Consider the following 26,617-nt stretch of genomic DNA (forward strand, 5'->3'; position numbering starts at 1 on the left):
TGAACTGGGCTATCTGCCGTTCAGCGCCTCGGGTGGTGCCTTGCTATTCCACCTGCTGAGCAAGCTCTACGAGCGCACCAGCGTAGTGATCACCACAAACCTCAGCTTTAGCGAATGGGCCACGGTCTTCGGCGATGCCAAGATGACCACGGCGCTGCTCGACCGCCTAACGCACCGTTGCCACATCCTTGAAACCGGAAACGACAGCTTTCGCTTCAAGGCAAGCTCAGCAGCAGCCCGAAAAAAGAAGGAGACAAACACCGTATTGACCCCAGCATGACTCGAAATCCATAATCAGAGGTGGCTCACTTCTCGATGGAAAACCCGGCTCACTTCTGAGTGGAAATCAACACCCGGGTCTTTATGTGCGCGCAGAAATGGATGTCGCGACGGGCAACGCCTATGCGAGCCTGCTCGGTAAAGCACGCGCGGTTGCAGAATGGGCAATTTCGCGCAATGGCGTTTTGAGCGTGCCGACGGCGCAGGTTATCGCCTTCATCAAATCGACGCCCGAACAGCAAGCGCCCGACCTTCAATTTCACCTGTTCCCCTTCGGCTACTTCAGCGAAAACGGCCGCCTGCAAGTGCCAACGCGCAATCTGGTCACGCTCTTGGCCAATGTGAACTATCCCAAAAGCACTGGCCATCTGGAGCTACGATCAAGCGATCCGCGCCAGCCGGTTGCCATTTATCCGCGTCTGCTGGACCATCCCGACGATCTGGCCTGTGTACTGCGCGGACTGGATTGGATACGCCGCCTTGCGGAAACACCACCCTTCGGCAACCATGTGCGCAAATTGATCGACGTGCCATCAAAGGATGCTGGCCGAGCCGCAGACGAGGACTATGTGCGCGGCGCGACGGTTCCGTTCCTGCATCCTGTAGGAACCTGCCGCATGGGTATCGATGAAAACGCGGTCGTGACACCTGAACTCCGAGTTCGGGGCACGGAAGGCTTGTGGGTTGCCGACGCCTCGATTTTCCCGCGTCACATTGCCGGAAACACCAATGCCACCACCATCATGATCGGTGAGCGTGCCGCAGACCTCATCCATCCTTGAATCAGGCCAACCGGGAAGGGAGCCGAACAGACATGACTCGGCATTTCACGCAGAACTTTATCGGCGGCAAACGGGTCGAACCACTTGGAACCGAGTTCATCGAGGTCCGGTCGCCCTATGATGGAAGTATGGTCGGTGTTGCTCCACTCGCTTCGAATGCTGACATCGACTTGGCTGTAGAGACTGCTCGTAAAGCTTTCGACGAAGGAGCATGGCCGCGTACTTCAGTAGCTGACCGCATTGCCGTCATCAGAAAGTTTACAGAACTCTATGCAGCCCGCTCAAGCGAGTTTGCCGGGCTGGTTACGGCGGAAATGGGCGCGCCCGCATGGTTCGCGGCAGCGGTCCAGAATCTTATTCGGGATCAAGGGCAGGCCTATCTCATCGCAGCTGAAGAATATCCATGGGAAGTTAAGCGCGCCGGCTATCCGCAAGGAAACTCTTTGTGGCTTCGCGAACCTGTCGGCGTGGTTGCTGCCATTATTCCCTGGAATGCGCCACATCAGGTGGCGTTGGCCAAACTGTTTCCAGCATTGCTGGCAGGCTGTACGGTGATCCTGAAACTCGCACCTGAAACCGCCATAGATGGTCAGTATCTGGGTGAACTCTTCACTGAAGCCGGCCTGCCGGAAGGCGTGCTGAGCATTTTGGTAGCGCACCGGGACGTGAGCGAATATCTCGTCACCCATCGTGGCGTGGACAAGATTGGTTTCACTGGATCGACAGCAGCCGGTAGCCGGATCGCCAGCCTTGCCGGCGCGCAGTTGAAGCGCGTCAGCCTTGAGTTGGGTGGAAAGTCCGCCGCTATTGTTCTTGACGACGCAGATATCGGCCAAACCGTTGAGGCACTGCGGTACAGGTCCTTTCCAAACAACGGGCAGGTTTGTGTCGCGCAGACGCGCGTTCTGGTGTCGCGCAAGCGCCATGACGCCTTTGTCGATGAACTCGTGGATAATGTTCAGCGAATGAAGATCGGCGACCCGGCGGACCCGGAAACCTTTCTCGGCCCGCTTGTTGCGGAGCGCCAGCGCCAGCGCGTCAGCGATTATATCGGTTACGGGCTGGAAAGCAGTGCGGACCTTGCAATTGGCGGCCTCGGTATGCCGGAGGGTATCAACCACGGCGCATTCGTGAAGCCCACCGTTTTCGCTAATGTGGACAACAAATCGCGCATAGCGCAGGAAGAGATATTCGGACCGGTCGTTTGTGTCATACCCTATGACAGCATCGAAGATGCGGTGCGTATTGCCAATGATTCCTCGTATGGCTTGTCAGGTTCGGTCTGGACGAGTGATTCCGAAAAAGGCTTGGCAATCGCGCGTCGTATCCGCACCGGCGGACTGACGATCAACAATGCTGCGCCAGATCTGCTGTCGCCCTTCGGTGGTTTCAAGCAGAGCGGCATCGGGCGAGAGTTCGGACCGGAGGCCATTAATCATTACATCGAGCACAAAGCCGTCGCTCTTTGAAACCATCTGCGGTCTGTCTAAGCAGCCATGTTGGCGACGCTGGCGCGGCCTTCTGCGCAAGCCGCTGTCACCCGCCGGTGTACTGACCGGGCCAGAAATTACCCTCGGTGCCAACGATATGGCCGGGTTGAAACGCCACTCGAACGGTAGTGATCGGTCCAAGATCGTTCCAGGTTGTGCGATAGAGGATCAGCAATGCCTGACCCGGCCGCGTCTCGAGCAGCCGGGCGTCGCGGCTGTCCGCGTTCTCCGCTGAAAACGCCAACTCTGCGTGCAGGTAGGGTGCGTTTCGCACCAGCCATTCATTGGCGTTCAGTTGCCGGAAGTCGACTCCGGCCAGACCCGGCGCAGCGCGCGGGTTGATCCAGCGGTCCTCCAGTTGGAAGGGGCGACCGTCGGCATAGTGCACGGCGCGCATGTGGACCATGACCTCGCCTTTCGCGAGGCCGATTCGCGTGGCGATATCGTCGGGCACGGGGCTTTCGCGCTGCGCCACAACCCGATGGCTGTAGGCCAGGCCGGCATGCTCAACCTGTTCGCGCACGATGGAGATCGTGAAGGTCGCCTTGCGAACCGGGTCAACCGCAACGCGCGTGCCGGCCCGGCGGCGGCGATCCAGCAACCCATCATCTGCCAGCAGTTGCAGTGCCTTGTTGACCGTCGAACGGGCCGCATCGAATTCGACGGCGAGATCGGCCTCATCTGGAATGCGGACGCCTTGGCGCCATTCGCCCTCGACGATACGACGGCGGACCTCTTTGGCTATATTCTGCGCCTTCGATTGTGTCGGCCCGGTTGCCAATACGATCTCCTTCGGTAGCGCCCTTCGCATAGTCAGCGAACACAAGTGTAGCCAGAGTCGGGATATATGTATAGACATAGAGAAGCAGATATATTTAGACTTAAACCCATGAGCCGCTGGGAGGAGTGCCAGTGAGTGGTCCGCTTACAGGTATAAAGGTCCTAGACCTATCGCGCGTCCTGGCGGGGCCGTATTGCACGGCTTTGCTCGCCGATCTTGGCGCCGAAATCATCAAGCTGGAGCCGCCGGCTGGCGACGACTATCGTCATATTGGTCCTTTCAAGAACGGCGAGAGCGCGTTGTTCACCCTGAACAATCGCGGCAAGAAGAGCATCGTGCTCGACCTCAAAACGCAGGCGGACCTTGAACTGGCGCAGGCACTCGCCACGCGTGTCGATGTGGTGGTGGAAAATTTCCGTCCCGGCGTCGCAGCCAGGCTCGGTCTAGGCGCTGAGGCGTTGCGCGAGGCCAATCCGCGACTGGTTTACTGCTCCATCTCTGGCTTCGGGCAAGAAGGCCCATTCAAGGATCTGCCTGCCTACGACCTTGTGGTGCAGGCGATGTCGGGTCTGATGGCCGCGACCGGGGAAGAAGGCGGCGCGCCGCTGAAAGCGGGCGAAAGCATTGCCGACCTTATTGCGGGCCTGTTCGCGAGCTGGTCGATCATGGCAGCACTTTTGCAGCGCAACGTTACTGGACGAGGCGCGGCACTCGACATCGCCATGTACGATGCGCTTTTTTCGATGCTCACCACCAGCCACGCCCAGCACTTTTATGGGGGCGTGCTGCCCGGCCGCGTCGGAAACCGCCACCCGCTTTCCACCCCCTTCGGTTGTTTCAAAACCAGCAACGGCCAGGTCGTGATTGCGGTGCTGAACGGTGGGCAGTTCGAGCGTCTCGCAGCCCTCATAGGCAAGCCGGAGATCACAAACGACCCGCGCTTTGCCTCAGACAGCAGCCGCACCGAGCACGAGCCGGCACTCAGGGCGCTGATCGAGGCATGGTCCATCAACCTGACCACAGAACAGGCCGTCGCGACGCTGGCTACGCAGGGGCTTCCGACCGCACCGATCTGGGATATCGCGCAAGCCGCCGGCAATGAGCACGCCGCCATGCGCGGTCTGGTCGGCAGTCTCCCGCATCCTGTGCTGGGTCAGGCGCCTGTCGTCGGCCAACCGGTGCGTTTCGATGGCGTCAAACCGTTAGCCGAAACGGCAGCGCCTCAACTCGGCGGTGACATAGCGGCCGTGCTGAAAGAATTCGGGCTGGAGGAATTCGAATTGGAAGGTCGGGCATGACTGAGATCGACGACCCCTGGCATATGCTTTCCGAAGAAGAACGCCTGTTCTGCGACGTGCTGGAGCGGCTGTGCGCAGACAAGATCGCGCCACTGGCAGCCGAGACCGACGAAACGTCGCGCTTCGTGCATCAACAACTCGCAACGCTTGGCGAAGCTGGCATGATGGGCGCCAACCTGCCTGAAACCTATGGCGGCGGCGGTATTTCTGCACCCGCGCTGTTGCGTGCTGTCGCCATCGTTGCCGGCGCCTGCGGCTCGACCGCCTCGGCCATGACGGCGCATTATCTGGCGACCGATTCCATTCTGATCGGCGGCACCGAAGCGCAGAAGGAAGAATGGTTGCCCAAGGCAGCCACCGGCGAAATGCTTGCCGCCTTCGCCCTGACCGAGCCCACCGCCGGCTCCGATCCCGCCGACATGAAGACGCGGGCGCGGCGCACCAGCGCGGGTTGGCATCTCCAAGGCACGAAATGCTTCATCTCCAACGGCGGTGTCGCCGACCTCATCGTGGTCTATGCGGTGACCGATCCGGATAAGGCGCATCGCGGCATCTCGGCGTTCCTCCTGCCGAAGGGCACGCCCGGCTTCGAGGCCGGCTCGGCTGAAAAGACCATGGGCCTGAAGGGCGGCCATGTCTTCACCTTGAACCTCGATTGCGAGCTTCCCGAAAGCGCGCTTCTGGGCGAGGAAGGCAAGGGCTTCCGCACGGCCATGCAGGTGCTCGACAATGGCCGCGTCGAGGTTGCAGCCCAATGTCTCGGGCTGGCGAGCGCTGCCATGAATGCTGCGATAGCCTATGCGAAGGAGCGCGTCATCGGCGGCACAGCGCTGTCGGATCGCCAAGGCATCCGCTGGATGATCGCCGACATGGGGCTGGCCTGGCGTTCTGCACTGCTGCTGTCGCAGGAAGCCGCGCGCCAGCGTGATCTGGTGCACTCTCATGGTGGACGCTTTTCGCTCGCCTCGTCCATGGCCAAGCTCGGCGCATCCGAAGCCGCAGGTAAAATTGCCGATACAGCCCTGCAATTGCATGGCGGCTACGGCTATACTCGCGATTTCCCTGTCGAACGGATTGTCCGTGACCTACGCATCATGCGCATCTACGAGGGTTCAAGCGAAATACAGCGCATAATCATCGCAGGTAACATGCTGGCCTAACAGGAGGCGGTAGATGAACAGTTCGGTCGAGCACATCCGCGACATTTTTTCTAACGGGCCAGATCATCACTGGAGCCGCGGACGAAAGCGCCTATTCTCTGATCCGATCAAGCGCTGCCGGGGGAGTGCCGGCGCACGATGAAATTTCGATTTTTCACTTGTCCAGCAGAAAGTTCACTCGTCCATTAAAGGAGAACGACGATGACATTTTCCAAAGCATTGAAATCAGCCCTGCTCGGCCTTGCCGTGCTGGGTCTCACCGTGCCAGCCATGGCCGACCAGCTTGCCGACATCAAGGCTAAAGGCAAGATCGAAACGGCCACCGACATGCACTATGCGCCGTTCGACATGCTCAACAACGGCACCTATGAAGGCATGACGAAGGATCTGTTCGACCAGGTAGCGAAGGAGATTGGCGCCGAGCCGGTCTACCAGGATATTCCCTGGACCGCCGAGTTGCCTGGCCTCGAAGTGAAGAAGTTCGATATCGTGATCGCGCCGGTCACCATTACGCCGGAGCGCCTTGAGCGCTATTCCTTCACCCTGCCGATTGCCGACGCAACCGTAGCGCTCGTCCGCGCCGCCTCCAACACCGAGATGAAGGCTCCGGAAGACATCAAGGGCAAAACCGTCGGCGTCCAGCAGGGCACGGCGCAGTTCAAGCAGCTTCAGGCGTTCGGCGAAAAGCTTGGCGGAGTAAGCGTCAAGGAATACGGCACCACCGACGAGGCCTATGCCGATCTCGCCGCCGGCCGTCTCGACGCCGTCGCTGGCTCGCTGCCAAACCTCACCTATCTGGTCAAGAGCCGCCCCGAGACGTTCGCCATGTTCGACAAGGCGACGTTCGGCCAGCCGACCTATTTCGCCTGGGTGGCACGTAAGGACGCCGACACCGAAAGCTTCGTCAAGGCCATCAACGACGCCATGCTGAAGATGACTGACGACGGCCGCGTCAAGGCCATCCAGGAAAAATGGCTGGGGGCTTACACCGAGCTGCCGCGCGAAGTACCAACCAAGTAACAACCGGCTGCGGGCAGGAGCGATCCTGCCCGCAATGCCTACGGCGACTGGAAAATCGATGTTTTCGATCCCCGTTTTCTTGAGCAGTTTCGAGCCGCTCTTCTGGGCAGCGCGCTTCACGTTGCTGATTTCCGTCCTGGGCATCGCGCTGGGACTGGTGGTCGGCGCGCTGATCTGCGCGGCAGCGCTTTCGCGTTCGCGCTGGCTGCGCTGGTTTGCAGCGCTCTGGGTCAGTTTTCTGCGCGGCGTTCCGCTGCTGGTCCAGCTTCTGCTCGCCTATTACCTTTTGCCGGTCATCGGCATCAACGTGCCGGCGATGGTCGCGGCCGTGGTGACGGTCGGCATCTGTTCCAGCGCTTATGTTTCCGAAATATGGCGCGGCGCAATCATCGCGCTGCCGAAAGGCCAAACCGAAGCGGCGACGGCCATCGGCATGCACCCACGCGACATCTGGATCCGCATCATCCTGCCGCAGGCGTTCCGGATATCGCTGCCGGCGCTGATCAACGAACTGATCCTTCTCGTCAAGGCGTCATCACTTGTCTCGGTCGTCGGCATTCTGGAGGTCACGCGCGCCAGCCAGGCGCAGGCAGCCACCACCTTCCGTCCGCTGGAAGTCTATATCGCTGCAGCCTGCATCTATCTGATTATCAATCTCTGCTTCGCTGCGCTTGGGCGCTACCTTGAGTACAGGACGACCGTGTAATGGACCCGAGTATCCTGCTGCAATACTGGCCGCTTCTGCTTGGTGGCTTCAAGCTGACAATTTTATGCTGGGTTCTCGGCACGATTTTCAGCATGGTGCTGGGTCTGTTCATTTCGCTGGCTCAGCGCTATGGGCCGCGCCCACTTGGTTGGCTAATCCAGGCCTATATCGAGGTCATTCGCGGCACGCCCTTCCTTGTGCAACTCTTTGTCCTCTACTATGGCGGCCCACTGCTGGGGCTCCGCCTCGACGCGCTGCCAGCGGGACTTTTGGGGCTCAGCATCTATGGCAGCCCCTATTTCGCCGAGATATTCCGCGCTGGCTATCTTGCCGTGCCAGTCGGTCAATTGGAAGCGGCCCGCGCCATCGGCATGTCGGAACCGACTATCGTGCGCCGCATCCTTTTGCCACTCAGCCTGGTTTCGGCGCTGCCGGCATTGGTCAACTTCTCTATTATCCTGACGAAGGAGACGGTGATCCTTTCCATCATCACCGTGCCCGAGTTGATGTATTCGGTGCAGCGAATGTCGACCGAAACCTTCCGCTATCTTGAAGCCAATTTTGTGCTCGCCCTGTTCTTCTGGGCGCTCGTGGAGGTTATTTCGCGCGCCGGTCGCCTGCTGGAAACGCGCGTCACCAAACATCTGATTGAAAGGACGTAGGATGGTCGAAGCGTCATCCGTCGAGATTCGCAACGTTAACAAGTTCTACGGGCCCTTTCAGGCGTTGAAAGACGTGAGCCTGTCGATCCCGCCGGGCAAGGTTAGCTGCCTTATCGGGCCTTCCGGTTCGGGCAAGTCCACGCTGCTACGCTGCATCAACTTTCTCGAGGAATACGATTCCGGCGAGATCGCCATTGATGGGCAGCTCATCGGCTATGTCAGCGCCGGTGGCCGCAGGATGTCGAGCCGCAGGCTGCGCGAAATGCGCCGCTCCATTGGTATGGTGTTCCAGCAATTCAACCTTTGGCCGCACATGACTGCGCTGCAGAATGTGTGCGAGGGGTTGATACGTGTGCGCGGCCTGACGAAGTCCGAGGCAGAGGCTCGCGCGACCGACGCGCTGAAAAAGGTGGGGTTGTCCGACAAGATGGCTAACCACCCCTCGCGTCTTTCAGGCGGCCAGCAACAGCGCGTCGCGATTGCCCGTGCGATCGCTATGGAACCGCGCCTGATGCTTTTTGACGAACCTACCTCTGCGCTCGACCCGGAACTGGTGGGCGAGGTGCTGAGCGTCATGAAGACGCTCGCCGCCGAGGGCATGACGATGGTCGTTGTCACGCACGAAATGGGCTTTGCCGCTCATGTCGCCGACCAGGTGGCCTTCATGGAAAAGGGCGAACTTGTGGGTGTGGATGCGCCAAGCCGTATCCTGAACCATCCCGAGGATCCGCGAATTCAGGCTTTCCTGCGGACCTATCATGAGCGCAATAGCTTTTGACCTGTCGCAGCACGCCACCCCGAATTCTTTGACATAGCTATCTCTATTTGTGCCGGATTTCCCCGGCAGAGCGTTTGGTGGATCAGTGGTCGTGGCCGATCCGTTGCTGCGGAACCCCCTAACTCCACCAACGCTCTGGAACTACTTCCCGTCACCGCGCTTCTTACCTTCGAATAGCGACGTCAGGGAGAGGATCATGAAGCTTGCCGTAGGCGATATCTGGACTGTGTGCCGGTCAGCAGTTAATGGCTTCGTGGAAGACAGCGTGCTGAGCCACGCCGCCGCAATGGCGTTCTACGCTGCAACTTCACTTGCCCCGATATTGCTTATAGTCCTTAGCATTGCCGGCTTCGCAGCCGGTCGCAATGCGGCGGAAGTCGCTATCTCTGCCCAGCTGATGGGGCTGGTAGGTCCCGATGGTGCTGATCTGTTGAAGGCGACCATCGAAAGCGCCTCGCAGAATAAAAGTGTCTTCGCATCAACGATTGCCGTGATCACCTTGATCATCGCCGCTTCGGGTGTTTTCGGTGAGATGCAGTCTACACTGAACTTGATCTGGAAAGTCCCTGCGCAAAAGACCTCGCTCCTTGTATTGGCAAAAGCGCGCGTCGCAAGCCTGGGGCTGGTGGCTGCGCTCGGCTTTCTGTTGCTTGTTTCGCTGGCCGCGAGTGCAGCAATCTCAGCACTAGGCGATTTCATGTCTTCTCGGTTGCCTTTTGGCGAAATAGCGCTTTCTGCCCTGAACACCATCGTATCGTTGCTGCTCGTCGCGCTACTCTTTGGTGCAATCTTCAAAATATTGCCGGATCGCTCGCTTGCCTGGCACGACGTGCGGTTCGGCGCTGTGGTAACAGCGGTTTTATTCACTGTCGGCAAAGCGCTGATTGGCTGGTATCTGGGAACAAGCGCCATAGCATCGTCATATGGCGCGGCCGGTAGCCTGATCGTGCTGCTGCTTTGGGTATTCTATTCTTCGGCGATATTCCTGTTCGGTGCCGAGATCACGCGTGCGGTCGCGGTTAGATACGGAAGTCGCCGGGACTTGCGCGATATCGACAGCTCCGCACGGGCGCCACAGGCTCCGATGCACGTTGAGGGTCGAACCGCTTCGCTGTCAGCTGTCGCATTCATCGCGGCCGCAGGCTCATTGGCAACGCTGATTTTCCTCGGAAGACGCCGTTGAACTCGTAGGATATCCGAAGATCACCAGAGTCGACCAGAGAGCGCTCACTACGATCCTCGACCGCAGGAATTTTATTTGGTGGAGCCAATCGGAATCGAACCGACGACCTCTTGAATGCCATTCAAGCGCTCTCCCAACTGAGCTATGGCCCCACAGCCGAGAAGCTCGGCAGCCGGTGCTTGGGGGCACCGTTCGAGGGCGGCTTCTAGACCGCCCTCAATTCAAGATCAAGGCCAAAAAAGACCTTATCCTTCTTCGTCCTCGTCGCCGACGCCGATAATGTCGGAAACGTCGTCGTCGCCTTCCTCTTCTTCCTCAAGGAAGGTGTCGTCTTCGTCGTCGCCGAGGTCAACATCATCTTCGTCGTCATCAAGGTCTGGCAGATCATCTCCGCCGGATGCCTCGTTGTCGGCGTCTTCCAGTGAAACCAGTTCGGCGCTTTCTTCTTCGCCGTCCAGTTCCTTGGTTTCAACCTCTTCTTCCTCTTCGACAACCTTCTCATTGCCGGCATCGAAATAGGAACGCGGATAGCTCTTGCCCGTGTAGGGAGAAACTATCGGATCTTTGTTCAGGTCGTAGAATTTGCGCCCCGTTTCCGGGTCGATGCGCTTACTGCCAAGTTCAGCCTTCGCCACGTCAAGCCTCGTCGAAAAAACAGGGGGTCCCCTTACTCACCATTTGCGGCGCTGTCAAAGACAATTGGTACTTGGCTCAAAAACCTTATTTTTTAACGGATTTTGCGCAGCATTCAGGTGGTGACGGTGCGGTACGAGCGTGATAGTTAGGCGGCGCAAACAACGCCATCCAGACCTTCAGGATATTTGAAATGGCGCATGACGCCGAATCCAGACCCGCGACCGCGCGGCGCTCTTCTTCGCTTTCCGGTACGGCACGCGTGCCGGGTGACAAATCGATTTCGCATCGTTCTTTCATGTTTGGCGGCCTTGCTTCCGGCGAAACGCGGATCACTGGCCTGCTTGAAGGCGAGGATGTAATGCGCACCGGCGACGCCATGAAGGCGATGGGCGCAAAGATAACGAAGAACGATGGTGAATGGGTTATTCAGGGCGTCGGCAATGGATGCCTGCTGGAACCGAAGGAGCCGCTTGATTTCGGCAATGCGGGCACTGGTTCGCGCCTCACAATGGGGCTGGTCGGCACATATGATATGCGCACGACCTTCGTGGGCGATGCTTCCCTCTCGAAGCGCCCTATGGGCCGCGTGCTCGATCCTTTGCGATTGATGGGCGTGCAGGTGCTGGAATCGGCTTCGGGCGACCGCATGCCGCTCACCCTGCATGGACCCAAGCACGCTGCACCTATCGAATATCGCGTGCCGATGGCTTCGGCGCAGGTCAAATCGGCTGTGCTGCTGGCTGGTCTTAATACGCCGGGTGTTACAACAGTGATCGAGCCGGTCATGACACGCGACCACACCGAAAAAATGCTGAAAGGCTTCGGTGCGGAACTTGAAGTCGACACCGATTCGCATGGCGTGCGCCACATTCGTATCAAGGGCCAAGGCAAGCTGACGGGCCAAATCATCGCGGTGCCGGGAGATCCTTCCTCGGCGGCCTTCCCGCTGGTCGCGGCACTCATCGTTCCGGGGTCCGACATTCTGATTGAAAACGTTCTGATGAACCCGACACGCACGGGGCTTATCCTGACACTTCAGGAAATGGGCGCGCAGATCGAACTCGTGAATCAGCGCAGCGCAGGCGGCGAAGACGTAGCCGATTTGCGTGTGCGCGCGTCGGATCTGAAAGGCGTGACCGTACCGCCTGAACGCGCACCGTCGATGATCGATGAATATCCCGTACTCGCTGTCGCTGCGTCGTTCGCAGAAGGCGAAACTTTGATGCAAGGGCTTGAAGAGTTGCGCGTCAAGGAATCGGACCGCCTCGCTGCTGTGGCGCGGGGGCTGGAGGTCAATGGTGTTGATTGCACCGAGGGCCATGAAACACTTTCCGTTCGGGGCAAGCCTGGCGGCAAAGGTCTTGGTGGCGGCACGGTTGCCACCCATCTCGATCACCGCATCGCCATGAGCTTTCTGGTGATGGGCCTCGCTGCGGAAAAGCCGGTCACGGTGGATGACCGTAATATGATTGCGACGAGTTTCCCGGAGTTCATGGGCTTGATGGCCGATTTAGGCGCCCAGATCGACTAGATCTGACCAGCGCAAAGATGCCATTCATTTGCAACTGGATGTCAACTGGCGCATATTCCGGTCATGAATGCTGTGTCGAATCGCAAGCCGGATTATGAGCGCCTTTTGCGCAAGGCAGGCGTACGTGTAACGCGGCCGCGCAAGGTCATTGTCGGCATTCTTACCCAAAGTGACGATCACCCGGACGCGCTGGAAATCTTCAAGCGTGCAGTCGCTATCGACAAGACAATATCGCTTTCCACGGTTTATCGCACGATGAAACTGCTGGAGAGCATGGGCGCGATACATCGCCATGCATTCGAGGGCGGTCCATCGCGATTCGAGCAGGCTGGCGGCGACCATCACGACCATTTGATAGACCTCGATACTGGCGACGTGATCGAGTTCAAATCAGACCGGATCGAACAACTACAGGATGAAATCGCGCGCGCTCTGGGCTACGAGATCATCCACCACCGCCTTGAGCTTTACGGGCGCAAAAAGAAGTCTTCCGGCTGATCGTCATTCCTGTTGACGCCGCCGCTTGTCGGGTAAAAGATCGCGCTCCCCAATAGGCCCCACACCCGGCCATTCTGAGAAATACAACAAGGAGTTGAGACATGGTGCAAGCCGAGATCGGGCTGATCGGCCTTGGAACGATGGGATCGAACCTTGCGCTGAATATTGCGGAAAAAGGGCACACCATTGCGGTGTTCAACCGCACGGTTTCGCGCGTCGATGAATTCAAGGCGCAAGCGGGGGCACTGGCGGACCGCATCATTCCTTGCCATTCGATAGAAGAACTTGCCGCCGCGATCCGACCGCCGCGCCCCATCATCCTGATGGTGGTCGCTGGCAAGCCCGTGGATGATCAGATCGCGATGCTGCGCAAGGTCCTGTCGCCAAACGATATTATCATCGACGCCGGCAATGCGGATTTCAACGACACCCGGCGCCGGTTTGCCGAACTGGAAGGCACCGGCATCACCTTTATCGGCATGGGCGTTTCTGGCGGCGAAGAGGGCGCTCGTCACGGCCCCTCCATCATGGTCGGCGGCACGGAGGAAAGCTGGCACCGTGTTGAAGACGTCATCACCGCCATTTCCGCAAAGTATAAGGGCGAGCCATGTGCGGCCTGGCTCGGACCAGATGGCGCAGGCCATTTCGTCAAGACCATCCACAACGGCATTGAATATGCAGACATGCAGATGATCGCGGAAATCTATGGCGTGCTGCGCGACGGCCTTGGCATGAGCGCAAAAGAAATCGCGCCGGTGTTTGCAAAGTGGAACGAGGGCAGGCTTAATTCCTACCTCATCGAAATCACCGCGAAGGTACTCGAAATCGATGATCCTAAAACCGGTAAGCCCATTGTCGATGTGATTGTTGACCGCGCCGGGCAAAAAGGCACTGGCAAATGGTCCGCAATTGAGGCCCAAAAGCTTGGCGTTCCCGCGACCGCGATCGAAGCAGCCGTTGCCGCTCGCGTTATCTCATCCATGAAGACCGAGCGTGAGGCCGCGCAGAAAGTCTATGGCCCTGCGACTGGCAACATAAAAGGCGACAAAGCGAAGCTATTCCACGATCTGGAGCTGGCATTGTTTGCCGGCAAAATTGCTGCCTATGCGCAAGGCTTTGCCGTCATGGACGCGGCTTCCAAAGAGTTCAGCTGGAACATTCCGCTGGCTACGGTTTCCAAGATCTGGCGCGCTGGCTGCATCATCCGCTCGCAGTTTCTCGGCACCATTGCGGAAGCATTCAGCAAGGGCCCCGTCACCAATCTGCTCATGGCTCCCGCATTCATTGAAATGATGAAGGAGGCCCACCCGTCACTGCGCCGCATCGTGGCGATTGCCGCTGAAGCTGGCTTGCCTGTCCCGGCTCTGTCCGCCGCGCTGGCCTATTTCGATGGCTATCGCCAAGCGCGCGGCACGTCCAATCTCATTCAGGCGCAGCGCGATTTCTTCGGCGCACATGGGTTCGAGCGCATCGGCGAAGAAGGCGCGCATCACGGGCCGTGGGGCGATTACAGCTAGGGTCCTGACCCTAGCCGACCCCGACGTATTTTTTCGCGAGTTCGGGGTCTTCGCGAAGTCGTTCAACGGGCACAGTTTCGACATTGCGCCCGTTTTCGATGAAGGTCACACGGTTGGCAACGGGCAGCACGGCATCGACGCGCTGCTCTACGAGCAAGGTCGAGACACCTCGCGCACCCAGCGCCGCGACCGTTTCGCGGATTTTGGCGATCATGGAAGGCATCAAGCCTTCCGTTGGCTCGTCCAGCAACAGAACTTCCGGTTCGAGGCACAGCGCGCGCGCCATCGCGAGCATTTGCTGTTCACCGCCGGAGAGCGTCGAAGAGCGTTGCTTCAATCGCTCCCGCAAGAGCGGAAAAAGATCAAGCACAGCTTCGCGAGTTGCCTTGCCTCTGTTGCGCGCCATCAGCCCGATTTCGATATTTTCGGCAACGGTCAGTTCGCCGAACAGCCGCCGACCTTGCGGCACATAGGCGACTCCGGCGCGCGCCACATCTTCCGGTGCAAGCTCCGTCAGTTCCTTATCGCCTAGCCGGATCGAACCGGTGCGCGCAGGCAACAGTCCCATGATGGCTTTCAGCGCGGTCGTCTTGCCCGCACCATTGCGCCCGAAAAGGCAGTGCACTTCGCCCTTTTCGAGCGTCAGATCAAAGCCGAACAGCACCTGCGTTTCATCGTAATAGCAATCCAGCCCGGATACGGTCAGCGCATCAGCCATCGGCGGTTCCCAGATAGGCTTGTTGCACCTTGGCATTGGCGCGAATGGAGCGCGGTGCCCCTTCTGCCAGAATGCGCCCGTTTTCCATAACGGTTATACGGTCGGCCAGCCGCATCACGACATCCATATTGTGTTCGATCAGCAGCACGGTCGTTTCCTTGCGGATGTCGCGCACCAGCTTGATGAAATCCTTTATCTCGCCATCCGAAAGCCCCTGCGTCGGTTCGTCGAGGATCAAGAGGCGAGGGTGCAGCGCCAGGCCCATCGCGATTTCGAGCAGGCGCTGGTGGCCATAGGAAAGCGCGGCGGCGGGTGTCGAGGCGCGCTCCGTCAAACCCACATGCAGCATCGCATCACGAACGCTTGCGTCCAGCGCTTTGCGCGAGCGCCCATCAGTCAGCGTGCGCTGCGCAGCAAGCGCAACATTGTCATACACAGTGAGGTTCGGAAAAATGCTGGTTATCTGGAACGTATAGGCAATTCCCATCCGCACGCGAATATGCGCCGGCACGCGCGTAATATCTTCGCCGTTGAAGCCGATCACGCCGGAACTTGGCTCGATGCGTCCGCACAGCAGGCTGACCAGTGTCGTCTTGCCGGCACCGTTTGGCCCGATCACGGCACGCACTTCTCCGGGATTAACCGAGAAGTCCACCATATCGACGGCTTTCAACCCGCCAAAATTACGCGAAAGATTGCGTGCAATCAGCAGCGGCTTCATGGCAGCCACCTCGCCCAATGTGCACGGATCGTGCCGAAAATGCCCTTCGGGAAAAACAGCACCAATACGATCAGCGCAATGCCAACAACGCCGAGATATGAGAAGTTCCAGTCAGGCACCGCGCGCGCCAGCACGTCGCTGGAAAAATCGACCAGATAATACATCAGCACTGTGCCGAGCAGCGGGCCGAGCGTTGTCGATGCTCCGCCCAGCAACACCCATAGCAGCGGCAGGATGGAATATTGCACCGACGCAAAGGTCGAGCCCACATAGCCAAACAACAGCGCATAGGCCGCGCCCGAGGCCCCGGAAATTGCGCCGGAAATCACCACCGCTGCCAGCTTGTTGGCGAACACATTATAGCCGAGCATCCGCGTGCGATCTTCGTTCTCACGAATTGCGATCAGCACGCGGCCAAAGCGCGAGCGCACGATGCCAAGCGTTATAAGCAGCACCGCCGCGAATAATACCAGCGCCGCATAATAGCGCGTCACCGGGTTTGAAAAATCGAAGTGAAGGCCCGCAAACTCGACCAGTCGCGTCGGCTGCGGCAGCACTATGCCTTCATCGCCGCGCGTCCATTGGCCGAAATAGAGCGTTGCGAGATACAGCACCTGCGCAAACATCATTGTGACGATCATGAACGCCACACCAGTCGTGCGCAGCGCCAGCAGGCCGATTGCCAGCGCCAGAACAGCCGCACAGCCAACGCCCGCCACAAAGGCCAAGGGTAGCGCCCAGCCAAGATGATAGACCGTCAGCCCGGCACCATAGAGACCGGCGGCAAAAAACATCGCATGGCCAAGGCTGAGCAAGCCCGTATAGCCAAACAGCAGATTGTAACCCATCGCGAACACGGCCAGCACCATGATGCGCGAGAACACGCCCTGATGGTAGGCGGGCAGCACGTAGTCCAGCGCCGCCAAAAGCGCGATCACTGCAATATGCAATATGATCTGCTTGCCGATATTCATCGCGACGCGGTTCCGAACAACCCTTGCGGGCGGAACACCAGCACCAGCGCCACCGCTGCAGTGGCGATCATCTTTGCGAGTGTGGGCGAAAAGAACATTGCGATGATGCCGTCCGACACGCCGATTATCAGCGCTGCAACCAGTGTGCCGCGCAGCGAACCAAGCCCACCGATAATGACGACGATAAACGACAGCAGTAGCGGATCGAGACCCATCAGATAGTGCGCTTGCTGGATCGGCACGATCAGCACGGCAGCAATGGCCGCCAGCATCGCGCCGAGCGCAAATACCCCGGCGTAAACGCGCTCGACAGGTATGGCGAAGGCGCGCGCCATTTCGCGGTCGATCTGCGTGGCGCGCATGATGAGGCCGATGCGCGTGCGCGTCAGCACCACCCATACGATTGTCAGCAGCACAATCGCGGCGATGATCACAAACAGCTTATAGCCCGAATAGCCAAACCACGGGAATTGAATGCGCAGATTGAACGGCGCCTCCACTGGCCTCGCTTCGGGACCATAAAAGGTTAGCGCTGCCTGTTGGATAAGGTAAAGCAGCCCGATTGTGGCGACGATCGTCGATTCCGGGTTGTAGTCGAGGCGCCTCAGCACCAGTCGCTCCGAAAGAAAGGCGACCGCGCCGACGACCAGCGGACTGACTACCAGCGCGGCAACAAAGCCAAGCGCCGGATTGCCCGTCACCATCGACGCAACGCCCCAAGCAATCACTGCGCCGAGCATGAAAAACTCGCCATGCGCAACATTAACGATGCGCATGACTCCGAACACGAGTGAAAGGCCCAAGGCCGTCAAAGCCAGAACGGCGGCTGTCACCAACCCCTCAAGCGTTGCCAGCAGCAAATGCGGCCCGAACCCCATGCGGATCAGGTACCGTGCGAGGCGGGGAGCAATGCAGAAGCGCCGCTGCCCCTGCCCCTCAAGATGGACGGGGATGACACATGTTGCATTGCTTGATTCCCCTCTCCCTTGAGGGGAGGGGTAAGGGGTGGGGGTTCCAACACGGAAACTGAATCCTCCACTCCCCGTACCATTACAAAGCCTGCTGCGTGTAATCGCCTTCGGCTTCGTACATGCCGTCCTTGATCTCGGTGCGGTGTACGACCTTCAGCTTGCCGCCTTCCACCTTCGAGATGTTCTGGTGCCCATAGACCTGATGCAGCTTGCCATCGAACACCTTGTCGCCTTGCGGATGTTCCGGCCCTTCTTCGAAGCCTTGGATCGCCTCGGTTGCCTCGACCAGCTTGGCGCGATCGGCCGGGCCCTGATAGCCCGCCGCTTCCATCGCCTGCTTGATGACGTAAAGTGTTTCCCAGCAGCCGAACATATGCGCTGCCGTCGAAACGTCCTTGGGGTCGCCAACCGCTGCACCATTGTCGTCGATCCCGACTGCTGCGCGATAAGCCTTCATCGCCTCGGAATCGTTTGCCTGTGTATAGCGCGGGCAGCCTTCCCAGAAATGCGAACCGTCGAGGAACTCAAGGCCGGGGCTGTTGATGTCCACCGCTTCCAGCGAGTCGATAAAGCCGAAAAGCTGCGGCTTGTTGGAGCCGTAGAATTCACCGAGTTCCTTCACGAATGTCAGCACAGCCGGTCCCACCATCACGTGATAGAGCACTTCTGTTTCCGCGGGAATCTGCGGGAAGTATTTCGTGAAGCTGCTCTCTGTCGGCGGAATTGGAATCTGCGCAATCACCTCTCCACCTGCAGCCTTGATCGCAGGGGTGAAATAATCGCGGTGGTCATGGCCGAATGCGTAGTCCGGGAAGATCATCGTGACTTTCTTGCCCAGATTGCCGGAAACCCAAGGTGCCATCGCCGTCACCTGCGAGCGCACATCCGTAATGCCCGGCTGGAAGCAGTAGCGGTTCAACTTGCCGGAGGCGACGTGATAGCCCTCGCTCACCACGAAATACGGAATCTTCAGTTCGCCCGCGACCGGCGCGGAAGCCACGACCACATGGCTGAACAGCGTGCCGTAAACGACGTCGCATTGATGCTGCGTAGCAAGCTTGGCGACCACTTCCGCCCCCCGCTTCGGATCGGTGCCGTCATCTTCGGTAATGATCTCAATCGGGCGGCCATTGATGCCGCCAGCAGCGTTGATTGCTTTCACAGCCGCCGTGGTGGTGCGCTCATACCAACGTCCGTAGGCCGCGCCGATACCGGTCTTATGCGCCTGAAAGCCGATCTTGATCGGCGCGGAGCTTTGCGCCTGTGCGTAGCGCACGAAACCCGGCGCGGCAGCAAACGTGCCCGCTGCAGCAATTCCTTTCAGCGCGCTGCGGCGTGAAATGGACGTTGATGGTAGGATGATTGATGACTTCTTCGTCATGCCGTTCCCCTGTTGTTTTTGTTGGCATGCCTGCACGGTTGCACCGTGTCAGTTCTGAATCGCCATTAGAGCACAATGCCGCGCGGTCGCAAGCACCCAAGGGTCAGGACCTGTTAATTGGGAAGAAATGGTGTGAGGCCATCTGGTTTGATACGCGGAGCAAAAGCGCAGGAAATGTGGTGCATTTTCAAGCTCTTTGCGACAAAGTAACAGGCCAGATGGACCACATCCGAAGGACGCCGGAACGGCCTCGATCTGCCGCGTCAAAGACCTTGCCGTACAAGGCGCCATTTCGCTCCAATTAGCGGGTCCTGACCCTATCCCGCTGACGGTGTGGAAAGTAGCCAGAGGCCGAGAAGGGTATAGCCGACCATCAGGACGGCGAGCGGCAACTGGCTGACCGTCGCTGCGCGTGTCTCTCCATACAGGCGCGTTGCGAGCATGTGTGCGATCAGCACGGCAAGCACATGCCCTGCGATAATCGCCAGCGACACCGCATTCCACAGCATCCATGCCGCGTCGTGACCCATCACGATGCCCGCCTCCAAAGGACGGCCGCTCAGCCCAAGTAAGTTCCAGCCGCGCGCGAATGGGTCGGAAAGCGCGATAAGCGCAGCCTGTCCGTCGACCAGAAGCGAGGTCAGGTAATGCGCAAAATGATAGGCGAGGGCAATTGGCACGATAGACCAGACCAGCAAGCCGATTGCCTCCCTGTTGCCCTCGCTCGCCATCCATTCGCCAGCGCGAACCAGCCCCGCGAAAACGATTGGAAACGCGATCATTGCAGTGAAAAGCCCGACGCTGTTCGGAATCGTCACTGCAGACCGACCCGGAAACTCCAGTGGATTTATTCCTATGCTGCCCAACCAGAGGAACGTCTTGGAAAACCCGTCGAACGATACAGCGGCCAGGTTGGCCAGCAGGAAAACAACGCCGCTCATTGGCAGCGCCCGCGCTTCCGCAACCGCTGCTCCCGGCAATCGCAACTCGACCGTTTCGGGCTTTTCCCTGGATGGCTGCATGATTCCAAACCGTGCGATCATCGAGAAAAACACGGTGAGAAATTCGCCTTGTCGGGTCCATCTTTCGTGTCCAAACAAAACCACGAATACGAACGTAACGATCCAGTACGAAAGCGCGACGATCGAAAGGCGAGGCGGGTCTTCGGGCGCAATGTAAATCAGCTCGAACCACGCAAACGCGCAGAACAAAATAACAGCGGGGATATAACTCGCGTCGCCTTCATTGAATGCGGGCTCCGCTCGCCCTGTCAGCTTTCCCACAACCAAGCATGGCGCATACCAGGGATCGATCCAGCGCCAGACATTTCCGACCAGCCCCTGCACGAGAGGAACACCCACCCAAAGCAAGGTCCAGATGGTTAGCGGCAATGGATTATTCGTCGGGTCAGGACTGCCACGCAGCCCGGCGGCAATCAGCACGACGAACAGCGCAAACGACAACGCGCTTGTCAGAAACCGCAGCCTTTCAGGAGACCGCCACATGGGCAAGCGAAAGCGTCGATAAACGTCCAGCGCGGCGGGTTTCAGGAAAAAGAGAATGGCAAAGCTCGCAGCAACTGCAAATGCACCGCCGGCAAAATAATACCCCGTAGGCAGCAAAAGCACATGGCCGCGCTCGGATGCGTGAGCCAACGCCGCGCTTGGCCACGCCACACACGCAACAACACCCCACCAGAAACGCTTCACGCTTTTCGGCAATCGGCCAGTCTCGGTCACACCCAGACTTTCTGCCTGACCCTGCCGCTTTCTCCGAAAAGACGGATATAGCGTTTGATTTCTTCGGGGTCGCCCGTAGCCTTTTCCGGGTTATCGGAGAGCTTCACCACGGGGCGTCCATTGGCTTCCGTCACCTTGCAAACCAGTGAGATGGCATCGAGCTGGTTGGTCGGGCGCGGCGCGCAGTCTTCGAAATCATTGGTCAGATTGGTGCCCCAGCCGAAGCCCATGCGGACCTTGCCCTCGAAATGCTCGTAAGTCTTGATGATGGTATCGACATCAAGCCCGTCCGAAAAAATCAGCAGCTTGTTTTTCGGATCAACGCCTCGTTCCTTCCACCAGCGGATAATGCGTTCTCCGCCTTCGATCGGTGGCGCGCTGTCGGGGCGAAAACCGGTCCAGTCTGCCACCCAGTCCGGCGCGTCGCGCAGAAAAGCATCCGTGCCGAATGCATCGGGCAGCACGATCAGCAAATTGCCGCCATAGTAGCGCTGCCAGTCCTGCAGCACCCGATATGGCGACTTCTTCAAATCCTCATCGCTATCTGTCAGCGCTGCAAAAACCATCGGCAATTCGTGCGCATTTGTGCCGAGCGCTTCCAGGTCATTGTCCATCGCCAGCAGCACATTGCTCGTGCCGGTAAAGGCCTCGCCTATGCCTTCTTTCAGCGCTTCAACGCACCAGCGCTGCCAAAGGAAACTGTGTCTGCGGCGCGTCCCGAAATCTGAAATCTTGATGCCTGGAAGCTTTTTCAGCCGCTCCGTTTTTTCCCACATCTTCGCCTTGGCGCGCGCATAGAGCACGTCCAGCTCAAACGGGCCAAACTGCTTCATGGCCGAGCGCGAGCGCAGCTCATTGATAATCGCCAGCGCGGGAATTTCCCACATGGAGGTGTGCATCCACGGTCCGGGAAACTCAAGCTCGTACTGGTCGCCCACGCGCTCCAGCCGATATTCGGGAAGCTGAAAATCTTCCAGCCATGAGAGGAATTCCGGCTCGAAAATCTGCTTGCGGCCATAGAAGGTGTTACCCGCAAGCCAGATCATTTCCTTCTTTGTTATGCGCACCGTTCGGGCGTGGTCCAATTGCTCGCGCAATTCCAGCTCATCTATCTCTTTCGCGAGCTTGGCTTTCCGCGTTCGGTTGATAAGCGAGAAGGTGGCGTCGACTTTGGGATACATGCCCCAGATCATCTGAAGCATCAGCAGCTTGTAAAAATCCGTGTCGAGCAGGCTGCGAACGATAGGGTCGAGCTTCCACGTGTGATCATATACCCTGCGGGCAATATCGGTGGTGGGCATTTTTCTCCCTCAGGTCACACAGTCCCATGGTGCAGCTTTGTAGAGAAAGCGCGTTCTACACAACAGGTTTCTGTATCAATCTCAGCGCATCGCGTTGCAGCCAGCGATAGAGCAGCAGCAGTGCCACCACCGCAAGCCCGATAAACAGGCCAAGCCATATGCCGATGCCTTCCATCCCGAAATGAAATGCCAGCAACGCCCCCAGCGGCAGGCCGATTCCCCAATAGCCGATTGCGGCATAGAGCATTGGTATCTTCGTATCCTGCAAGCCTCGCAGCATACCCGCCGCAACGGCTTGCGCGCCGTCGACCACCTGAAACATCGCCGCAAACATCAGGAACGTAACGGCATAAGCGATGACGGGCGCGTTGGCAGGGTCCGACACGTCGATAAAGGCCGAAATCAGCGGTTTAGGCAGTACCACCATCATCAGCGCCATCAGCGCCATGAACGAAACGCCGATGCAATAGGCCGTCCAGCCGGACCGGCTTACGCCTTCGCTATCGCGTGCCCCATAGGCCAGGCCCACGCGCACAGTAACCGCCTGGCCAATTCCCAGCGGAACCATAAAGGTAATAGAGGCGATTTGCAGCGCCACTGCATGCGCCGCCAATTGTATCGAATCGATAAGCCCCATCAGGAAAGCAGCGGCATTGAAGATCGTCACTTCGAAGGCAAGAATGCCCGAAATCGGCGCGCCGAGTTTCAGCAACGCCCAAAGTCGAGGCCAGTCGGCTCGCCAGAAACGGCCGAACAATTGATAGCGCCGAAATTTCGGTTCGATAACAGTAACGGCGGCAAGCCCGAAGAACATGAAGAAAGAGGCAAAGCTTGTCGCAATGCCAGAACCGGCAATGCCAAGTTCGGGAAAACCTGCATGTCCAAACACAAGCGCCCAGTTTCCAACGGCATTGAGGATCACGGCCAACACCATCACGGCCAGCGCCCAGCCGGGGCGTTCCAGCGCCGAGATGAAAGATCGCAGCACGATGTAGCCGTAGAATGGCAGAATCGCCCATTGCAGGCAGCGCAGATAAATGCCCGCCTGCGCGGCAAGATCGGGCTTCTGCCCCATCGCCAGAAGTATCGCTTCGCCGTTCCACAACAGGATCCAGAGCGGGATCGAGATAAGCACCGATAGCCACAGACCCTGGCGCACCGTGCGGCGCACATCGCGCACGGAGTGCTTTTTTCGGCCAAGCTCGGCAGCCATCATCGGCGCGGTGCCATAGGCCAGACCAAGCCCGAAAATAAGCGCGGCAAAATAGAGGTTCGAGCCGAGCGCACCGGCAGCCAGCGCATTCGGGCCAAGCCGTCCGATAATGGCGACGTCCGTCGCCGTCATGGCTACCTGCGCGAGGTTGGTCAGGATCATCGGCCACGCAAGCGCAAGCATGGCCCGAATCTCTTCGCGCCAGGGCTGCGCCGTGTCGGGGCTCCCTGAAACCATCGTCAAACCTGCCTTCGAAATCTTCATGCTGGTTGCCGCCAGCAGGAGTCGCTGCTTCTGAACGAAGGCGCTCAAAGTCGCAAGACGCTGCATGCTGTCGCTGTTGAGCCAGCTGACGCGCTCTTGACAGGAGATAAGGTCTGGTGCGACCCCCAACTTCACTTCAGGGAGAGAGCGATGGCCAATGGCGTTGTGATCGTCGGAACCGGGCATGGCGGGGTGCAAGCCGCCGCGAGTTTGCGCGAGGACGGCTACGACGGCCCGGTCATCCTGCTCGGTGACGAGCGCGAATTGCCCTATCATAAACCGCCGCTATCCAAGACCTTCATCAAGGACGACAAGGCTGAACCGCAAATACTGCGCGCTGAGAGTTTCTATGCGTCGCACAATATCGACCTGCGGCTTGGCGAGCGTGTCGAGCGCATTGACGGCAAGCGCCTGTACCTTGCAGGTGGCTCAACTCTTCAGTTCGATCATGCAATTCTTGCCCTGGGCGCGCGTCCCCGCACCTTGAGCCTGCCAGGCGCGCAGCTCGAGGGCGTCATGCCTTTGCGCGACATCGCCGACGCTCGACGTATCCGTGAGGCCGCTCATGGCGCGGAGGACGTTGTGGTCATCGGCGGCGGCTTCATCGGTCTGGAAATCGCCGCAACGCTTCATGCCGGTGGGCGCCGGGTAACGGTGGTTGAAGCTCAGCCTCGTGTGCTTGGTCGCGGCGTGGCGGCAATCATCGCTTCGCATGTCCATGCTCGTCTCGTGGAAACCGGCGTCAAAGTGCGCACCGGCATTGGAATTGAGCGCATTGTCGGCAGCAACGGCCGCGTGACCGGCGTCGAATTGCGCGATGGCGAAACCATTCCCGCAAGCCTGGTCATTGTCGGCATCGGCGTCGTGCCGAACGTCGAACTGGCAGAGGCCACGGGTTTGGCCGTAATGAACGGCATCAAGGTCGATGGAACAATGCGCACGTCGCGAGACGACATTCTCGCCATCGGCGATTGCGTGAATTTCCATCACTGGATGACCCGCAGCGACGTCCGCCTGGAATCGGTTCAAAACGCGACCGATCAGGCGCGCCGCGCCGCCAAGACTATCGTCGGTCATTCTGGCGAATATGATGCAGTGCCTTGGTTCTGGTCAGACATTGGCGACATGAAGCTGCAGATGGTCGGGCTCGTGGGTCGCGAAGATCGCCATGTTCTCGCAGGCTCACCGAATGAAAATCGCTTCGCGGTTTTCCACTTCGCCGGTCCGCACCTGACCGCCATCGAAACCATCAATCGGCCCGCCGATCACATGATCGGACGGCGCATTCTTGCTACGGATTTCTCGCCGGATTTCGATGTGCTCAAAGCCAGCCCCGACAGCCTGAAAGCAATCTTCACAGAATGGCAGTCGAAAGCCTGATAACGCCGGTTTTATCCGATTTTTCTTGAACAGCGCACAATTGGCGGGGATAAGGCCAAACCTGTTTCAACCTGGATCGCCGATGATTAAAGCAATTCCCACTTCACTGTTCGCTCTTGTCTTGCTGACCTTTCCAGCACTTGCCGCTGAAGGCTTGCCAGGGCAAACCATGTCGCTCTGGTGGGGGCTGCCGTTCCTCGGCATTCTGCTTTCAATCGCCACTGGCCCGCTGCTCTACCCGCACTTCTGGGAACATCACTACGGCAAGATCACGTTCGGCTGGACGCTGATCATTCTCGTTGCAATGCTCTTCAGCTTCGGCACGCCCGCGACCCTTGAAGCCGTGCTTCACGCCGTTCTTCTGGAATACCTGCCGTTTATCATTCTGCTGTTCGCGCTTTTCACGATTGCTGGGGGCATTGTGATCACGGGCAACATTCACGGCACGCCTTTGACGAATGTCGTTCTGCTGGTCATTGGCGCATTGCTCGCCTCTGTGGTCGGCACCACCGGCGCGTCCATGATCTTGATTCACCCAATCATCCGCGCAAACGATAACCGCCCGTTCAATGCGCATGTAATTGTCTTCTTCATCTTCCTCGTCTCGAACATCGGTGGTTCTTTGACGCCGTTGGGTGATCCGCCGCTCTTCGTCGGCTTCCTGCGCGGCGTCGAGTTTTTCTGGACAACCGAACACCTTCTCACCGAAACGCTGTTCGTTGCGACTCTCGTGCTAGGCGTATTCTTTATTCTCGATCTCGTTCTGCACATTCGTGAGGATGGGCTCCCGAAAATCAAAGACCCTACGCCGGATACGCGAGTGGGCTTGCGCGGCCTCGTGAACGTACCGCTACTTGCCTGCGTTATCGGCGCTATCCTTATGTCCGCAAGCTGGAAGCCGGGGGTCGAATTTTCCGTCGCAGGTGTCCATGTCGAACTGCAGAACATTCTGCGCGATTTAATCATCCTGTGCTGCGCGCTGATTTCGTTCAAGGTAACGCCCCGCCTGCTTCGCAGAGCCAATGAGTTTTCGTGGGCTCCGATCCTCGAAGTCGCGAAACTGTTTGCCGGAATCTTCATCGCCATCGTGCCCGTTGTGGCCATTCTCAAGGCAGGCGAAGGAGGTGCGCTTTCCGGCTTGGTTGCACTCGTTACAGCGCCTGATGGCCAGCCTAACGATCTTGCCTATTTCTGGCTCACAGGCGTGCTTTCCTCGTTCCTGGATAATGCGCCAACCTATCTGGTGTTCTTCGAGCTTGCGGGCGGCGACCCGCATCATCTCATGACTGCAGGCGCATCTACGCTCGCCGCGATTTCGTCGGGCGCGGTCTTCATGGGCGCCAATACCTATATCGGCAACGCCCCGAACTTCATGGTTTACGCGATTGCCAGGGGGCGCGGCGTCGCCATGCCGAGTTTCTTCGGATACATGCTTTGGTCAGGCGCGGTTCTCATGCCTGTGTTCTTGCTGGCGGGGTTCCTGTTCTTCTGACAATGGACGCGCACAACCATCTGATGTAAATCACCGGCGCAGCATGTTGCTGCAAGACTTTGGCAACAGGTGCGTTTGAGTGTCAGGCCTCGCATATCTCGGCAACAGAACAATTCGATTTGTAGCGGCAATCCTTGCGTTG

At 58.7% G+C, this 26,617-nt stretch carries 25 protein-coding genes and 1 tRNA gene; 15 read left to right on the forward strand and 11 right to left on the reverse strand.

The window, feature by feature from the left end; translation table 11 throughout:
- From DY251_RS00005 to DY251_RS00015, 3 genes are all read left to right on the forward strand, one after another.
- The coding region (locus tag DY251_RS00005) for an ATP-binding protein (RefSeq protein WP_158553198.1) at positions 1-280 on the forward strand (280 nt) is incomplete at its 5' end.
- A 97-nt stretch (positions 281-377) separates the two neighbouring features.
- On the forward strand, positions 378-1,061 hold the full coding sequence (locus DY251_RS00010) for a GMC family oxidoreductase (RefSeq protein ID WP_116621810.1): 684 nt from the start codon (positions 378-380) through the stop codon (positions 1,059-1,061).
- Between the two features lie 32 nt (positions 1,062-1,093).
- On the forward strand, positions 1,094-2,530 hold the full coding sequence (locus DY251_RS00015) for an aldehyde dehydrogenase (RefSeq protein ID WP_116621811.1): 1,437 nt from the start codon (positions 1,094-1,096) through the stop codon (positions 2,528-2,530).
- A 67-nt stretch (positions 2,531-2,597) separates the two neighbouring features.
- Here DY251_RS00015 and DY251_RS00020 read toward each other — a convergent pair whose 3' ends face one another.
- Positions 2,598-3,332 carry a histidine utilization transcriptional repressor HutC gene (locus DY251_RS00020; RefSeq protein ID WP_245415795.1) on the reverse strand — a complete coding sequence of 245 codons (735 nt, stop codon included), beginning with the start codon at positions 3,330-3,332 and terminating at the stop codon, positions 2,598-2,600.
- Positions 3,333-3,463: 131 nt separating this feature from the next.
- On the opposite strand from DY251_RS00020, the gene DY251_RS00025 reads away from it, so the two are divergent.
- The 7 genes from DY251_RS00025 to DY251_RS00055 all read left to right on the forward strand — a co-directional run bounded on the left by DY251_RS00025 (position 3,464) and on the right by DY251_RS00055 (position 10,139).
- Positions 3,464-4,630, forward strand: a complete 1,167-nt coding sequence (locus DY251_RS00025) for a CaiB/BaiF CoA transferase family protein (RefSeq protein WP_116622245.1) — start codon at positions 3,464-3,466, stop codon at positions 4,628-4,630.
- Entirely contained in the window at positions 4,627-5,790 is a 1,164-nt protein-coding gene (locus tag DY251_RS00030; protein WP_199498745.1) for an acyl-CoA dehydrogenase family protein, read from the forward strand. The genes DY251_RS00025 and DY251_RS00030 overlap by 4 nt, the downstream gene beginning before the upstream one ends.
- 201 nt (positions 5,791-5,991) lie before the next feature.
- Positions 5,992-6,810 carry a transporter substrate-binding domain-containing protein gene (locus tag DY251_RS00035; protein ID WP_116621813.1) on the forward strand — a complete coding sequence of 273 codons (819 nt, stop codon included), beginning with the start codon at positions 5,992-5,994 and terminating at the stop codon, positions 6,808-6,810.
- A 58-nt stretch (positions 6,811-6,868) separates the two neighbouring features.
- Positions 6,869-7,516: an amino acid ABC transporter permease gene (locus tag DY251_RS00040; RefSeq protein WP_116621814.1), complete on the forward strand. Its 648-nt coding sequence runs from the start codon at positions 6,869-6,871 to the stop codon at positions 7,514-7,516.
- Positions 7,516-8,178: an amino acid ABC transporter permease gene (locus DY251_RS00045; protein WP_116621815.1), complete on the forward strand. Its 663-nt coding sequence runs from the start codon at positions 7,516-7,518 to the stop codon at positions 8,176-8,178. Before DY251_RS00040 ends, DY251_RS00045 begins: the two co-directional genes overlap by 1 nt.
- Position 8,179: 1 nt before the next feature.
- Positions 8,180-8,956 (forward strand): amino acid ABC transporter ATP-binding protein, encoded by a 777-nt coding sequence (locus DY251_RS00050; RefSeq protein ID WP_116621816.1) that lies wholly within the window; start codon positions 8,180-8,182, stop codon positions 8,954-8,956.
- Between the two features lie 196 nt (positions 8,957-9,152).
- Complete coding sequence (locus DY251_RS00055) at positions 9,153-10,139, forward strand: YihY/virulence factor BrkB family protein (RefSeq protein ID WP_116621817.1); 987 nt, start codon at positions 9,153-9,155, stop codon at positions 10,137-10,139.
- Positions 10,140-10,215: 76 nt separating this feature from the next.
- On the opposite strand, the gene DY251_RS00060 is transcribed toward DY251_RS00055, so the two are convergent.
- Positions 10,216-10,291, reverse strand: a tRNA-Ala gene (locus DY251_RS00060).
- 93 nt (positions 10,292-10,384) lie between these two features.
- Positions 10,385-10,774, reverse strand: coding sequence for a TIGR02300 family protein (locus DY251_RS00065; protein ID WP_116621818.1), 390 nt, complete (start codon positions 10,772-10,774; stop codon positions 10,385-10,387).
- Between the two features lie 191 nt (positions 10,775-10,965).
- Between DY251_RS00065 and aroA the strand changes: the two genes are divergently transcribed.
- The 3 genes from aroA to gndA all read left to right on the forward strand — a co-directional run bounded on the left by aroA (position 10,966) and on the right by gndA (position 14,321).
- The gene (aroA, locus tag DY251_RS00070; RefSeq protein WP_116621819.1) at positions 10,966-12,306 is read left to right on the forward strand and encodes a 3-phosphoshikimate 1-carboxyvinyltransferase; all 1,341 of its coding nucleotides are present in this window, start codon (positions 10,966-10,968) and stop codon (positions 12,304-12,306) included.
- Positions 12,307-12,369: 63 nt separating this feature from the next.
- Entirely contained in the window at positions 12,370-12,804 is a 435-nt protein-coding gene (locus DY251_RS00075; protein ID WP_116621820.1) for a Fur family transcriptional regulator, read from the forward strand.
- Positions 12,805-12,905: 101 nt separating this feature from the next.
- Positions 12,906-14,321, forward strand: coding sequence for an NADP-dependent phosphogluconate dehydrogenase (gene gndA, locus DY251_RS00080; protein ID WP_116621821.1), 1,416 nt, complete (start codon positions 12,906-12,908; stop codon positions 14,319-14,321).
- 10 nt (positions 14,322-14,331) lie between these two features.
- On the opposite strand, the gene DY251_RS00085 is transcribed toward gndA, so the two are convergent.
- From DY251_RS00085 to DY251_RS00120, 8 genes are all read right to left on the reverse strand, one after another.
- Positions 14,332-15,039: an ABC transporter ATP-binding protein gene (locus DY251_RS00085; RefSeq protein WP_116621822.1), complete on the reverse strand. Its 708-nt coding sequence runs from the start codon at positions 15,037-15,039 to the stop codon at positions 14,332-14,334.
- Positions 15,032-15,760: an ABC transporter ATP-binding protein gene (locus DY251_RS00090; RefSeq protein ID WP_116622247.1), complete on the reverse strand. Its 729-nt coding sequence runs from the start codon at positions 15,758-15,760 to the stop codon at positions 15,032-15,034. The genes DY251_RS00085 and DY251_RS00090 overlap by 8 nt, the downstream gene beginning before the upstream one ends.
- Entirely contained in the window at positions 15,757-16,734 is a 978-nt protein-coding gene (locus DY251_RS00095) for a branched-chain amino acid ABC transporter permease (RefSeq protein WP_116621823.1), read from the reverse strand. The genes DY251_RS00090 and DY251_RS00095 overlap by 4 nt, the downstream gene beginning before the upstream one ends.
- A complete protein-coding gene (locus tag DY251_RS00100) occupies positions 16,731-17,612 on the reverse strand; it encodes a branched-chain amino acid ABC transporter permease (protein WP_116621824.1) in 882 nt (293 codons plus the stop codon). Before DY251_RS00100 ends, DY251_RS00095 begins: the two co-directional genes overlap by 4 nt.
- A 172-nt stretch (positions 17,613-17,784) precedes the next feature.
- A complete protein-coding gene (locus tag DY251_RS00105; protein WP_116621825.1) occupies positions 17,785-19,086 on the reverse strand; it encodes an ABC transporter substrate-binding protein in 1,302 nt (433 codons plus the stop codon).
- 317 nt (positions 19,087-19,403) lie between these two features.
- Positions 19,404-20,825 carry a hypothetical protein gene (locus DY251_RS00110; protein ID WP_245415796.1) on the reverse strand — a complete coding sequence of 474 codons (1,422 nt, stop codon included), beginning with the start codon at positions 20,823-20,825 and terminating at the stop codon, positions 19,404-19,406.
- A complete protein-coding gene (gene pncB, locus DY251_RS00115) occupies positions 20,822-22,126 on the reverse strand; it encodes a nicotinate phosphoribosyltransferase (protein WP_116621826.1) in 1,305 nt (434 codons plus the stop codon). The genes DY251_RS00110 and pncB overlap by 4 nt, the downstream gene beginning before the upstream one ends.
- 55 nt (positions 22,127-22,181) lie before the next feature.
- Positions 22,182-23,522, reverse strand: a complete 1,341-nt coding sequence (locus DY251_RS00120; protein WP_116622249.1) for an MATE family efflux transporter — start codon at positions 23,520-23,522, stop codon at positions 22,182-22,184.
- 231 nt (positions 23,523-23,753) lie between these two features.
- On the opposite strand from DY251_RS00120, the gene DY251_RS00125 reads away from it, so the two are divergent.
- Positions 23,754-24,983 carry an NAD(P)/FAD-dependent oxidoreductase gene (locus tag DY251_RS00125; RefSeq protein ID WP_116621827.1) on the forward strand — a complete coding sequence of 410 codons (1,230 nt, stop codon included), beginning with the start codon at positions 23,754-23,756 and terminating at the stop codon, positions 24,981-24,983.
- 82 nt (positions 24,984-25,065) lie between these two features.
- Positions 25,066-26,475, forward strand: coding sequence for a sodium:proton antiporter (locus DY251_RS00130; protein ID WP_245415797.1), 1,410 nt, complete (start codon positions 25,066-25,068; stop codon positions 26,473-26,475).
- Positions 26,476-26,617 lie beyond the last annotated feature (142 nt).

The sequence above is a fragment of the Mesorhizobium denitrificans genome (assembly GCF_003403035.1).
In the GTDB taxonomy this organism is placed as follows: Bacteria; Pseudomonadota; Alphaproteobacteria; order Rhizobiales; family Rhizobiaceae; genus Mesorhizobium_G; species Mesorhizobium_G denitrificans.

What these genes read in the sequence shown, in the direction of transcription:
- DY251_RS00010 (WP_116621810.1), top strand. Translation starts at nt 378, where the DNA reads ATGGATGTCGCGACGGGCAACGCCTATGCGAGCCTGCTCGGTAAAGCA.
- DY251_RS00015 (WP_116621811.1), top strand. Translation starts at nt 1,094, where the DNA reads ATGACTCGGCATTTCACGCAGAACTTTATCGGCGGCAAACGGGTCGAA.
- DY251_RS00030 (WP_199498745.1), top strand. Translation starts at nt 4,627, where the DNA reads ATGACTGAGATCGACGACCCCTGGCATATGCTTTCCGAAGAAGAACGC.
- DY251_RS00035 (WP_116621813.1), top strand. Translation starts at nt 5,992, where the DNA reads ATGACATTTTCCAAAGCATTGAAATCAGCCCTGCTCGGCCTTGCCGTG.
- DY251_RS00040 (WP_116621814.1), top strand. Translation starts at nt 6,869, where the DNA reads ATGTTTTCGATCCCCGTTTTCTTGAGCAGTTTCGAGCCGCTCTTCTGG.
- DY251_RS00045 (WP_116621815.1), top strand. Translation starts at nt 7,516, where the DNA reads ATGGACCCGAGTATCCTGCTGCAATACTGGCCGCTTCTGCTTGGTGGC.
- DY251_RS00050 (WP_116621816.1), top strand. Translation starts at nt 8,180, where the DNA reads ATGGTCGAAGCGTCATCCGTCGAGATTCGCAACGTTAACAAGTTCTAC.
- DY251_RS00055 (WP_116621817.1), top strand. Translation starts at nt 9,153, where the DNA reads ATGAAGCTTGCCGTAGGCGATATCTGGACTGTGTGCCGGTCAGCAGTT.
- aroA (WP_116621819.1), top strand. Translation starts at nt 10,966, where the DNA reads ATGGCGCATGACGCCGAATCCAGACCCGCGACCGCGCGGCGCTCTTCT.
- DY251_RS00075 (WP_116621820.1), top strand. Translation starts at nt 12,370, where the DNA reads ATGAATGCTGTGTCGAATCGCAAGCCGGATTATGAGCGCCTTTTGCGC.
- gndA (WP_116621821.1), top strand. Translation starts at nt 12,906, where the DNA reads ATGGTGCAAGCCGAGATCGGGCTGATCGGCCTTGGAACGATGGGATCG.
- DY251_RS00085 (WP_116621822.1), bottom strand. Translation starts at nt 15,039, where the DNA reads ATGGCTGATGCGCTGACCGTATCCGGGCTGGATTGCTATTACGATGAA.
- DY251_RS00090 (WP_116622247.1), bottom strand. Translation starts at nt 15,760, where the DNA reads ATGAAGCCGCTGCTGATTGCACGCAATCTTTCGCGTAATTTTGGCGGG.
- DY251_RS00095 (WP_116621823.1), bottom strand. Translation starts at nt 16,734, where the DNA reads ATGAATATCGGCAAGCAGATCATATTGCATATTGCAGTGATCGCGCTT.
- DY251_RS00100 (WP_116621824.1), bottom strand. Translation starts at nt 17,612, where the DNA reads ATGGGGTTCGGGCCGCATTTGCTGCTGGCAACGCTTGAGGGGTTGGTG.
- DY251_RS00105 (WP_116621825.1), bottom strand. Translation starts at nt 19,086, where the DNA reads ATGACGAAGAAGTCATCAATCATCCTACCATCAACGTCCATTTCACGC.
- pncB (WP_116621826.1), bottom strand. Translation starts at nt 22,126, where the DNA reads ATGCCCACCACCGATATTGCCCGCAGGGTATATGATCACACGTGGAAG.
- DY251_RS00120 (WP_116622249.1), bottom strand. Translation starts at nt 23,522, where the DNA reads ATGCTTGCGCTTGCGTGGCCGATGATCCTGACCAACCTCGCGCAGGTA.
- DY251_RS00125 (WP_116621827.1), top strand. Translation starts at nt 23,754, where the DNA reads ATGGCCAATGGCGTTGTGATCGTCGGAACCGGGCATGGCGGGGTGCAA.
- DY251_RS00130 (WP_245415797.1), top strand. Translation starts at nt 25,066, where the DNA reads ATGATTAAAGCAATTCCCACTTCACTGTTCGCTCTTGTCTTGCTGACC.